The sequence below is a fragment of the Enterobacter sp. SECR19-1250 genome, from assembly GCF_013391025.1.
GTDB classification, from domain to species: domain Bacteria; phylum Pseudomonadota; class Gammaproteobacteria; order Enterobacterales; family Enterobacteriaceae; genus Enterobacter; species Enterobacter cloacae.
This window is the reverse complement of record NZ_JACASJ010000140.1, coordinates 1-10,071: the sequence shown is the minus strand read 5'-3', so window position 1 is coordinate 10,071 and position 10,071 is coordinate 1. Positions and strand designations below refer to the sequence as shown.

At 49.6% G+C, this 10,071-nt stretch carries 13 protein-coding genes; 10 read left to right on the top strand and 3 right to left on the bottom strand.

Translation table 11 applies throughout. The features are described from left to right. The 7 genes from HX884_RS23680 to HX884_RS23650 form a co-directional block, all read left to right on the top strand. Positions 1-624, top strand: a 624-nt coding sequence (locus HX884_RS23680) for a 3'-5' exonuclease (RefSeq protein WP_178328889.1), incomplete at its 5' end; no start/stop codon positions are given. A gap of 410 nt (positions 625-1,034) precedes the next feature. Then, positions 1,035-1,304 (top strand): hypothetical protein, encoded by a 270-nt coding sequence (locus HX884_RS23675; RefSeq protein WP_178328888.1) that lies wholly within the window; start codon positions 1,035-1,037, stop codon positions 1,302-1,304. Beyond that, positions 1,292-2,203, top strand: a complete 912-nt coding sequence (locus HX884_RS27370) for a hypothetical protein (protein ID WP_256737189.1) — start codon at positions 1,292-1,294, stop codon at positions 2,201-2,203. Before HX884_RS23675 ends, HX884_RS27370 begins: the two co-directional genes overlap by 13 nt. Then, a complete protein-coding gene (locus tag HX884_RS23665) occupies positions 2,200-2,898 on the top strand; it encodes a hypothetical protein (RefSeq protein WP_218620123.1) in 699 nt (232 codons plus the stop codon). The genes HX884_RS27370 and HX884_RS23665 overlap by 4 nt, the downstream gene beginning before the upstream one ends. Positions 2,899-2,905: 7 nt before the next feature. Next, a complete protein-coding gene (locus tag HX884_RS23660) occupies positions 2,906-3,388 on the top strand; it encodes a thermonuclease family protein (RefSeq protein WP_178328886.1) in 483 nt (160 codons plus the stop codon). A 154-nt stretch (positions 3,389-3,542) separates the two neighbouring features. Continuing rightward, complete coding sequence (locus tag HX884_RS23655) at positions 3,543-3,998, top strand: STM2901 family protein (RefSeq protein WP_178328885.1); 456 nt, start codon at positions 3,543-3,545, stop codon at positions 3,996-3,998. Further along, positions 3,995-4,324 (top strand): DUF1493 family protein, encoded by a 330-nt coding sequence (locus HX884_RS23650; protein WP_178328884.1) that lies wholly within the window; start codon positions 3,995-3,997, stop codon positions 4,322-4,324. The genes HX884_RS23655 and HX884_RS23650 overlap by 4 nt, the downstream gene beginning before the upstream one ends. A 93-nt stretch (positions 4,325-4,417) precedes the next feature. On the opposite strand, the gene HX884_RS23645 is transcribed toward HX884_RS23650, so the two are convergent. The 3 genes from HX884_RS23645 to HX884_RS23635 all read right to left on the bottom strand — a co-directional run bounded on the left by HX884_RS23645 (position 4,418) and on the right by HX884_RS23635 (position 7,583). After that, positions 4,418-4,846 carry a ProQ/FINO family protein gene (locus tag HX884_RS23645; protein WP_178328883.1) on the bottom strand — a complete coding sequence of 143 codons (429 nt, stop codon included), beginning with the start codon at positions 4,844-4,846 and terminating at the stop codon, positions 4,418-4,420. 1,183 nt (positions 4,847-6,029) lie between these two features. After that, positions 6,030-7,049, bottom strand: coding sequence for a plasmid replication initiator RepA (repA, locus tag HX884_RS23640; RefSeq protein WP_178328882.1), 1,020 nt, complete (start codon positions 7,047-7,049; stop codon positions 6,030-6,032). A gap of 309 nt (positions 7,050-7,358) precedes the next feature. Beyond that, a complete protein-coding gene (locus HX884_RS23635) occupies positions 7,359-7,583 on the bottom strand; it encodes a hypothetical protein (RefSeq protein ID WP_084878679.1) in 225 nt (74 codons plus the stop codon). A 265-nt stretch (positions 7,584-7,848) separates the two neighbouring features. On the opposite strand from HX884_RS23635, the gene HX884_RS23630 reads away from it, so the two are divergent. The 3 genes from HX884_RS23630 to HX884_RS23620 all read left to right on the top strand — a co-directional run bounded on the left by HX884_RS23630 (position 7,849) and on the right by HX884_RS23620 (position 10,011). Continuing rightward, on the top strand, positions 7,849-8,511 hold the full coding sequence (locus tag HX884_RS23630; protein WP_178328881.1) for a hypothetical protein: 663 nt from the start codon (positions 7,849-7,851) through the stop codon (positions 8,509-8,511). Between the two features lie 392 nt (positions 8,512-8,903). Continuing rightward, positions 8,904-9,215: a sigma factor-like helix-turn-helix DNA-binding protein gene (locus HX884_RS23625; RefSeq protein WP_256737188.1), complete on the top strand. Its 312-nt coding sequence runs from the start codon at positions 8,904-8,906 to the stop codon at positions 9,213-9,215. Positions 9,216-9,501: 286 nt separating this feature from the next. Further along, entirely contained in the window at positions 9,502-10,011 is a 510-nt protein-coding gene (locus tag HX884_RS23620) for a transcription termination/antitermination NusG family protein (RefSeq protein ID WP_178328890.1), read from the top strand. Positions 10,012-10,071: the final 60 nt, after the last annotated feature.

The following is a 10,071-nucleotide window of genomic DNA, read 5'->3' as shown; positions in this document are numbered from 1 at the left end:
AATCGGTGTTGCAAAAACGGGAGTGACCATAGATTCCGTTTTCTGAGACGACCCCTGAAAGCCCATACCTGGCTGAGCCATAAGCCGCTGTTTCTTGATACCGAAACAACAGGCCTCGGTAACCACGCAGAGGCACTGGAAATCGGCCTGACGGAGGCTGACGGCAGCGTGGTATTTGCAACCCGTCTGAAGCCCACTGTCGCCATCGAGCCGCAGGCCACATCAGTACACGGCATCGTTGAACAGGCACTCACGGGTGAGCCCTCCTGGCCCGATGTGGCAGAGCATCTCCGGCACATCATAGCGTCGCGACCACTGATTATTTTCAATGCAGAGTTTGATACCCGCATTCTGAAACAGACGGCTGCCGCACACGGCGATCCGGCTGAATGGCTGAGCGGACTGGCAGTACACTGCGCCATGAAGCTGGCAGCGGGCTATTTTGGTGCCACCAACCGCTACGGCACCATTTCGCTGGCCGATGCCGCCAGCCAGGCCGCACTGGACCAGGAAGACAGGGCCCATTCAGCCGTTGCCGATGCCAGGATGACGGCACGTGTGGTCAGCGCCATTGCCGCATATCATCTTCAGCTCCTGCAGGAACAGGAACGGCTGCAGGCATGACCAGCGGCACAGCATGCCGTAACTCCGGAAGGCTTCGTCCGGCCTGACCACAGAAGATACCACCCGTCATTTCACCCGGGAATAAACAACTCAGCCCCGGGAAGCGATCCCACTGCTTTTTACCAGGCCCAATACTGATACCAGAACGGCGACAGCGAAGTACTGAATGTCGCCCGGCTTCATGCCGGCTTGTTTATGGCGTATTTCCGGGACTGCCGGAAAACGAATCTGTTTGGCGGGAAAGCGGAAGGAGATATTATTTAATATTAATGTACCAGTAAATCATATGAGATATGATATCTGTCATAAAACACATATTAATATCTGATATGATTAATTTCATATTCATAAAAAATCAACCCATGTATGATTTTACCCATTACGGTACATGACCAGATGGAGCGTGCAGGATGGATGAGAAAGTATACTTTCGCCTCAGCTATGAAACGATGACCGGCGACACGGAAGATTTCGTTAACGGATGCCTTGAACGGGCAAACCGTGCGGACTGCAATGATGCCGATGCGGAGATTGCCCGGGCACGCTGTGCCATTGAACTCTGGTACTGCCTGGCGCTGGCTGGTCGTGCGCCTGACGACATCATCGACAGGGACCAGCTGAGGCTGACTGAGATGATCCTGCGCGCGCCTACTGCAGAGCAACGCTCATGGCAGCCGTAACGTCCCGCCAGCCATCGCCACTACAGCGAAGTATTCTCATCGTGCTGGCCGCCCTCGATGACGCCGTACCCGGGCCGGTACGTACCCGTGACCTGGAGCGCATGCTGGCCGAAGGTGGCGATCGGCCGGTGTACGGCAACAACCTGCGTGCCTCCTGCCGGCGGATGGAAGCCGCGGGCTGGCTGCGCCTGCTGCGTGCACCGAACCTGCAGCTGGCCGTCGAACTGACGGATACCGGCCGTGAGCTGGCCACCCCGTTACTCGGTACCGAACGGGAACGGAACCGGGCGGAACAGCGGGCTACCGATGTCCGCGTGTTGCCGGTAAATGACATCCCGGTGACCGATACCGACACTGAGGTGATGATTGATGGCAGGCCGTACCAGGCATGCCGGGGAGATTTTGTGATGCGGCTCGACGGACGAACCTGCCTGCAGCTGACGCACGCCACCGGCAACATGGAGTGTCTGGAAGGTGATGCGCTTCAGGTGGCCGGGTGGTACCGGGTTTGTCTCGCAGCCGGTCTGCCTGGCCATGTTCAGATTAACGAAGGACTGGTGCCGGCCGTTACCACTCAGGAGGATCCAGGGCCGCTGGCGGAGCGTCAGGAACGGAAGGCCCTGAATGCACTCCTCGACAGGCTTGCCCGCTGGCACATCCACTGCAACCGGGGCAGTCTGGAGACCCTGATGTTTTCTCCGTCCCGCAGCCCCTACGAAAGCTGGCAGCAGCGTCTGCAGTGGCTGGCGATCGGGGAGAACGCCAGAATGTTTGATTTTTACAGTGACTGCTCCCGGGAGGAGGCTCTGCCGGCGCTGATGTACCTTGAAGAGACGTTCGGCATGGCGAGTGCGGAAGACTTTGCAGCAGCCGTTCGCTGGCCAGTGCAGGAACAATGACGGTCCATCTCATTACGACCTGCACTGCCGGGAAAACCACACCGGCCGGGGAAACAATGTTTCCGTATCAATTGCAGGAGGTTGATGCAGCGCTGTCTGCCTGGCGAAACTTGCTCCGCGATGCCCGCCCAACACTTCCGGCCGCACAACTTTACTGTGGGCTTCACTGGTCGCGGACACTGGAGGTGGCCACTCGCCATTCAGGTCTGGAACTGTGGATTGTTTCAGCCGGACTTGGCCTGCGCCATGCGACCGATCCTGCCGTCCCGTATGAGGCCACTTTCCGGATGATGCCCTTCCCGGGCCACGAGGTCTGGAAAGGCCTGACAGAAAATCCTCCCCTGAAAGGTCGTTGTACCTCGTTGTCACAGCTGATGGGGAGATTTCCCGCAGATCAATTTGTTGTCGCAGCATCACCACACTACCTTAAGGCCATACTTAGGGATCTTATGCAGGGGAAAGACAACCTGGACGACGCGAGTGCACAACTGACGGTCGTCTCATCAGGAGGATGCCCGGCGCCTCTTCTGCCGTATTTAACCCGAAGCCATGCCGGCATGCTTGCAGAACTGAACACCAATATGACAGGGCTGAACATCAGTCTGGCGTCCCGCGTGATTTCACGTCTGATGTCCTGCGGAGATGAATTAACCATACCAGGGAAAGCAGCTTCTCTTACTTCACCCCGGAGTTAATATTAAAATGATATTAAATCAATGGCGTTACGCTATCCTGCTCGGCGTGTTTATCATCTTCACTGCCCGTGCAGATTTTGATGGTCGGGTGGTACGTATTCTTGATGGTGACACGATTGAAACTCTGTCTGCCTCAGGACAGAGTGTCCGCATCAGGCTCGCCGGTATCGATGCCCCGGAAAAAAATCAACCATTCGGACAACGTTCCCGCCAGGCACTGAGCGCATTGCTGGCCCAGAAAGCAGTACAGATAACCGGGGACAAAAATGACCAGTACGGCAGGCTGCTCGGGACGGTATGGATGGAAGGTACTGATGTGAATGCACTACAGGTAAAAAATGGAATGGCCTGGGCTTACCGTTATCATGGCAGGGCAATAAACCCGCAATATGAACAACTGGAAAACACGGCCAGAGGAAACAGTATCGGCCTGTGGTCAGTCCCGGGACAAACAGAACCCTGGCGCTGGCGACAAGCATCCAAAGAATGAAATAAACGTGAGACCTACCGTAATCTGGTTTTGACCGGTTTAACATCATCACCAGGGGGAAATTCCTCTTTTAAAATCAGATAAAGATTATTCTTAATCTGGCTGGCCGGCACGAAAATCCACACTCACAGATCTTAAATGTCAGGAGGATGAAGTGGATACAACGGAAGATCTAAATGGAACCTATTTTTATCGGGGCGTAGGAAATCTGACACCTCATGAGTTGCTCTTTTGGGTCCTGTTGGATGAGACATCCGAGCAACTGGGTGTAAAGGACTTTGCAGGAGTGGCCATGATTATTCTTGGCGATAACTCTATTGATGTCCCCGGTAAGCCAATAACAGCCACAAAGGGAACCTCTCCTGCGTCATTATTTTTCCGAAAACACATCAGCTTTCAATTCCGGAAACGGGTACTTCCAACACTGACGAAGAAATCATTTTCGATGCGGGGATTAAAGATTTTCTGGGTCAATAATCTTGGGGTTTTTGTAGGGAGAGCGGTACCCGTTCTTGGGTGGGTCATTCTTGCCAGCGATCTGACACAAATAACTTACAAGACAATCCACCACTACAACCTGTTGGTGCGGCCGGAGGATAAGATTTGGTGAATACGTTAACAGAGGATGAAGTACGTAACTATGTGCTTTCAGAGTTGCCACTGGTTACAACACTGTTCCGAAAGGTTAAACCGGATGATGACAGCATACTCCAGGAGTGGTTTGAAGCTGAAGACATAGCAGACATGAGCGAAAGTTACTTCCGGAGATTTAATATTTCACGGGATGGTTTCTGTCTTGATGATTATTACCCCTGGCGCGCAAAGTCCTTTTTTACAGGCCGGACCCGGGAAAATGACAAAAAACCCCTGACAATAAGAATGTTCATCGACTCGGCAAAAGCTGGCCGCTGGCTGTCACAGGGGCAATTTGGGTAAGATAACTTATTGTATAATTTATTTTTTTTATTCGATTACCTTATCGCAATAAGGGACGCACCATTGCGGAAGGATATCCAGTTCAATATCTACCTACGAATTTTGTCCGCTTCCTTGTCCCCCCCCTTTATCCTGCTTTCTAGCTATACGTTCATTTATTTCAGCAATTCGCTGGCGCGAATATGCCTCTTCTTTTGCCGTCGCTTTACCTGCCGGACGGCCGTCCAGATCATAACGATCTGCACCCTCGGTAATCTGCTCAAGATAACTCAATTGGCCAGTAACAAAACGCATAACACGGGCAATATCAGCATGAGTAAGCAACTCACCTGGATTGGCTTTAACATGTTTATGCATCTTGTCTGCAATACCATGAATAACTGGCCGGAAACGGCGTCGCTTCCATTCTGGCCACAATTCTGGCCACTGTTTACAGACTCTCGAAAAGGACTGATGAAGGCTAACCTTCGTAACCTTTACTGATGTCTGTTCGGGAGCTATAACGTGGCAACTATTAGCCATCAAATCACCTCAAAATGAAGGAATTTATTGGTTAATTATAGCGCTAATTTCATCTTAACTAAATGTAATATATAAGTATTTACCCTTTCTAATAAATGCGCCGAGAGTGTGAAATCACAACAGGAGTGCGAGCTGTGCGTAGCACGACAGTGAATGTGCCGCTGGCGGCACATGCCGGCGGAAACCAAACTGAATAGTTCACTTTAGTTAAATCCGCCGGAGAGCCCGGCGAAGCCGGCTACATGATAGCCTGTGGCTATTAACCTCCCCCTCCCTGCAAAGCTTTAACCCACTTTCAGCTATTAGCGATGATTCTTTTCCCCCACGGGGGTGCGCAGTTAGCGCCGGGCGTTTACGCCCGGGCCCGAAGGGACGGCGGACCGCTTGCGGTTCGGGGCGCGGTACTGCGAGTTAGCGGTCGTAGACCGGTTACGGGGGAAATTGCGCTGATTTTAAAGCGACTTAGTTGGGGTCCGCTTGGAAAACGGAAATTTTCCTACGTTAAGCGTTTTGAGCTTAACGAGTGATTTCGTTCCATTGAGCGCGAACCCCTGACCGTAAGGGATGTACGGAACGATCTGACTGTCCGTTAACAGTTTTGCTTACTTTCGTACATGTTATTGGCATGGTGTACGCAATCGTTCGGTTTCGGACACAGAAACGCTGTAGCCCCGCGAACCGAGTGATATCCAATAGCCGATTGGTTAAAAAGTAGTCTTAGCGTAGGTTATTTTCCCTTTTCCAAGCGGACCCCTAGTTCAGGAGAAGATCGTTGGTTGATGTTAACTGCTTAGGGGCCCGCTGCGGAGCAGTGGGAGGTACTTTTAGATTCTGAGCGGCGCGACTTTAGTCGCTGCGAGCGAAGGCATTTTCCATTTTCCACAGTTCTACAGAAGACAAAGGATCTCCCTGAATGTGTAAACAGGGGAATAAAAGATGGGGGGTTAGATTATTTTGCGGGTTCGAAGATATTTGTATGCGAAAAGCTTTATTTATCTGTTTGCGGGTTTATGTGGATAACAATATTGTTTCCGGCACGTCTTGGCCATGACTGGAGAAAGAACGGGAATAAAGATGGGACAGCGGGCAAAACGTTCAGGAGAGCCAGCGAAGTGAGTCTGTTCAGCCAGCACTTAAAGCCCCAAAGGGGCTTACAAGATAGTATTGGCAGTTGAGATGCTGGCTAATGGGGTGGCGATGCAGTCAGCGCCAGCTCCAGCTGGTAAAGATGCTGAATGGCCAGCTGTTCGAGGCGTTCCGGAGTCATCCAGTAGCGTTCATCCGCCGGCAGGGTTTTCTTTAGCCAGTTGCTCATCTCGTACACCTGGCGGTCCCGGGGTAGTTTTTCCAGTCGGTTTGCTCGTTTACGCGCAGCACCTTTCGCCCGACGGTGTTTCAGCGCTTCAAGACTACGCTGCAGGTACCAACGTTTTCTCGCTGCGCGTACGGAGATCTCTTCATCTTCGCCAAGAACGCCTTCTTCTATAAGTTTACGGCGCTCCTCACTTTCCTTGAGTTTCTTCTGCTGCTGAGCCTCAAGTTTAGTCAAATCAACGCCCAGCATTTTAAATCCGACGAGGGTGATCCAGACATACTTAGGCAGACGCTTGCGGGCTTCATGATCCCAGGTAGTTTCTTCTGACACACCCAGCGTACCAAAACGAACCTGTTCTGCTATCAGGTTCGAAAGGCGGGAGACGGTGACTTCCGTTTCAGGAATGACATTCCCTTTGCCGTCCTTTGGGCTGAGTTCTCTGGCCAGCCTAGATATGCACATCCCCACCGTGTGTTTACCGGCATCGCAGAAACTGACAAGCACAGGCCAGAATGCATCCAGCAAACGTTGCTTTTCGGGGCGGAATGCATATTTACGTCCAGCTCGTTGGCGTGCGTGCACATAAAACGGATGCAGGGACATGTGCATACGTAACTGATACCGCCCAGTGTCAGGATTCTTCATTACCAGTCGGTTATAGGCGTGACCAAGCTGCCCGCCCAGCTTTTTATAGCGGTCAGGACGGAACCAGGACGGGTTCTCACATTTGGGTTTTGTAGAATGGTCACCACGGCGGCGACGCGTTTTTTTCTTTACCGGTTCGACCAGGAAAGAATCAACGCTGCCGTCTTCGATACCTTGCCAGAAACGAATCTGATCGTCGGTATCCAGCTGGCTCCAGTGCTGAGATTGTGGTCTTTCAGTCACCACTCCCTGCGCTTATGTTGCACAGGTGGAGTAAGCACGGAAAGTCTTGTCTTTTTTCGCGCACGGGTTATACTCCCCTACAGAAGCAACAACTTCTATAGGTTTAGATGTGGGACCCCGTTAATCTGTCGATGCCGCCAAGTATCTAGATTATCGGGGTTTTGTTTTTTCTGGGCTTCGAGTATCCACCTCAGAACCAGTCACCTTCCGGCGTGACCACCATTTAAAACAATACGTTATCTAACAGTAATCCGCTGACTCTATCACTTAGTCTAAAAAGGATCAATTTAAAGGATCCCGTCCGATTCATCAGCCAGCCAGCTGCGCTCTGTAGGCCTCTGCATCTCGTTTCATTCGTTCAAAAAGCTCGAGAGGCACACAGTAAAAAGCCGGAGAACTGCGATTCAGGATAGCGATAGCATCTCCTTCTGCAGCGTCAACTGTACCCAGTGGATCACGTTTAAATTCAGTGATACCTGTTACTTTTGAGCAGTGTATGCCTGCAACTTTTGAGGACTGTGCTGTATTCGCCATAACCACCTCCAGCTAACTTCAAAACTAAGATCTCTGCAATACTAGCACATAAACTAACACTTAAAAGTGTCTTTTAAGCATACTGGGGAGGTGGATCACTGTTAGATAGATTGGATCTGAATGCAGGTATAATAGAAAAAAAACATAACCCATTCATTTTTATTGACTTTAAGTGCTCAGAGATGATCACCATTAATCACCTTTCCAAAAAAAACTCATTATTTCCCCGCAAATCATCAACATGATGTGTTTCAGTAGAGAGCCGATGACCATTAAAAACGGCAGAATGCAGTATGTTGCCGTCAATAATGCTTTCCTTAACTTACTGAAACTGCCAGACAATTACCCCATTCTGGGCAAAACTCTTGATGAATTGCCCACTTCTCTGGCTTATCTCTCGCGCAATATTCATCGTCAGGAGGAACTTGTGATGAGGCATAGGGAAAAGTTTTCATCCATCATCACCCACCCAGTGGGAGAAAATAACTCACTGCACGCACTATGTTTTGATACAACACCCTACTACGACGATCGTGGCGTATGCTCAGGCACGATGCTGTTGGTTCGGCCGCTGGATATGTTCTGCCCGAGTTATCTGCTGGAAGATGACGTTCCTAAGCCATTGATGTATCAAACCCCGTCTCATTTCTTCACAAATGCTGAGTGGGAAGTGATCTTCCTTATCTCGATGAAATACAGCCGTAAAACAATGTCCAAGATACTCAACCTCTCACTAAAAGCTATTGAGCATCGGATCAGTAATTGTTTACAGAAAACAGGAACATGCTGCGGGGAAGATCTGCTGCGATATTGCCGTCAGAAAAACTGGGATACGTACGTTCCACCAAGATTTCTCAAGCCAAGATTCCGCTTGTTTAAATCAGTATCGCCAATGCACTCAGTTGACTCGCTGGCCTATAGCCAGTAACCTTCCGGCATCACAGTAAATCCTGTGATCGGGCGTGAGAACCCGCAGACTGCACGTGTACAAAAATACACGCATTACGCGTGTTTTTTTGTGCACTGAATCCCCGTACTTCAGTTATGGCGGTTCAGGTAGGGCAACCGAAAGGTTGGCCGGTACCGTGTAGGCCGGTTTCTCACCCCTGCCTGGGCTGCCACCAGAGCGTGAGAACTCCGTGGCAGTTGTTTAGATCACTACACGGAGCCGAACGATATGCTCAAAAGCATCCTTCCAAGCAGGTCTTCACACACGATATATCCCTATTATCAATTGAACACTGTCGCAGGAACAATGTACGTCGGTGACATAACACGGATCTGTTGTTTCTTGATGGGGGTATCTCCCCATTAAGGGAGATGCAAATTGCTCGTAAATTTTTACGTATTGATTTGCATGGGGATATATTGATGATACAGCCCAAAATTATTGACGCATTACAGACGGTATTTCCTGAGCTGTCAAAGAAGCAACTTGAAGTAACGACGCTGTATGCGCATGGCGCAACTTATGAATCAATCGCCGAGATTTGCCATATCTCCGTTGAGACTGTGCGTTCGCATCTTAAGCGAAGTACAAAGGCAATGAAACTTGAAGGAAATGATGCGCTGCGTTCTGTTATTTTGATTCGCTCATATCATTTGATGATTTCATTAATGATCACAAAATAACCAGAATAAGCACCCTTTAGGGTGCTTTTTTGAGATTAATCCCATTTACTATTTACAAAAGATAACAAACAGACAAACATAACAACCAATCCCATAAGTATTGCCGCCAATTATGCTTATTGGATTTGCTTACAAGAATATATTGAGCCATGACAATGTCAGAACTGCAGCGGGCAAACTTAAGTGTTTGTTTATAAGTCTGCTTCATTGCCATGTTTGAATGTATTCGCCTCGACGAATACAGAATTATTCCTTCATGGATCAATTCAGCGCGAAGCGTTCAAAAATGAATATACAGGATATATGTAATCAACAATGGTATCTAGCCCTGTATATCACCGGGGGCAGGAATCGTGAGAATCTTTTTGATTGGCTTCACGACCAGAATATAGTTCCATGGACTCCCCTGACCTTAACCAAAATTAAACGCGCCGATGCACCTCATGTATTCAGAAAAAGAGTGTCTGCCGTTTTCCCCGGTTATTTTTTCCTTAAGGCAAATTTCGAATATCACAAAATAGATACTGTCCGTGCACACTCGGCATTTTGCGACTTTGTTAAATTTGGCAGCAAAATTACCCCTGTGAAGAACTCAGTTGTTGACGGCTTAATGAAAATTTTTCCGGATCCGACACTGCAACCCGCAGCACGGAACGAACTGGAAGCGGCAGCAAATATTTGGCTTACCAAAAACCAGTACAGGCACCTTATTCAGCTTGAAAATATGTCACACCCTGTATCACGTATTTCCATGCTGTATGACTTGATTACCCATTCTGAGTCACACGGATTTTAACTTAGGGAAGGTGCGAACAAGTCCCTGATATGAGATCATGTTTGTCATCTGGAGCCATGG

Excerpts from the sequence above, each read along its gene's own strand:
- HX884_RS23625 (WP_256737188.1), top strand. The coding sequence starts at position 8,904 with ATGCAAATTGCTCGTAAATTTTTACGTATTGATTTGCATGGGGATATA.
- HX884_RS23665 (WP_218620123.1), top strand. The coding sequence starts at position 2,200 with ATGACGGTCCATCTCATTACGACCTGCACTGCCGGGAAAACCACACCG.
- HX884_RS23630 (WP_178328881.1), top strand. The coding sequence starts at position 7,849 with ATGACCATTAAAAACGGCAGAATGCAGTATGTTGCCGTCAATAATGCT.
- HX884_RS23620 (WP_178328890.1), top strand. The coding sequence starts at position 9,502 with ATGAATATACAGGATATATGTAATCAACAATGGTATCTAGCCCTGTAT.
- HX884_RS27370 (WP_256737189.1), top strand. The coding sequence starts at position 1,292 with ATGGCAGCCGTAACGTCCCGCCAGCCATCGCCACTACAGCGAAGTATT.
- HX884_RS23645 (WP_178328883.1), bottom strand. The coding sequence starts at position 4,846 with ATGGCTAATAGTTGCCACGTTATAGCTCCCGAACAGACATCAGTAAAG.
- HX884_RS23675 (WP_178328888.1), top strand. The coding sequence starts at position 1,035 with ATGGATGAGAAAGTATACTTTCGCCTCAGCTATGAAACGATGACCGGC.
- HX884_RS23660 (WP_178328886.1), top strand. The coding sequence starts at position 2,906 with ATGATATTAAATCAATGGCGTTACGCTATCCTGCTCGGCGTGTTTATC.
- HX884_RS23635 (WP_084878679.1), bottom strand. The coding sequence starts at position 7,583 with ATGGCGAATACAGCACAGTCCTCAAAAGTTGCAGGCATACACTGCTCA.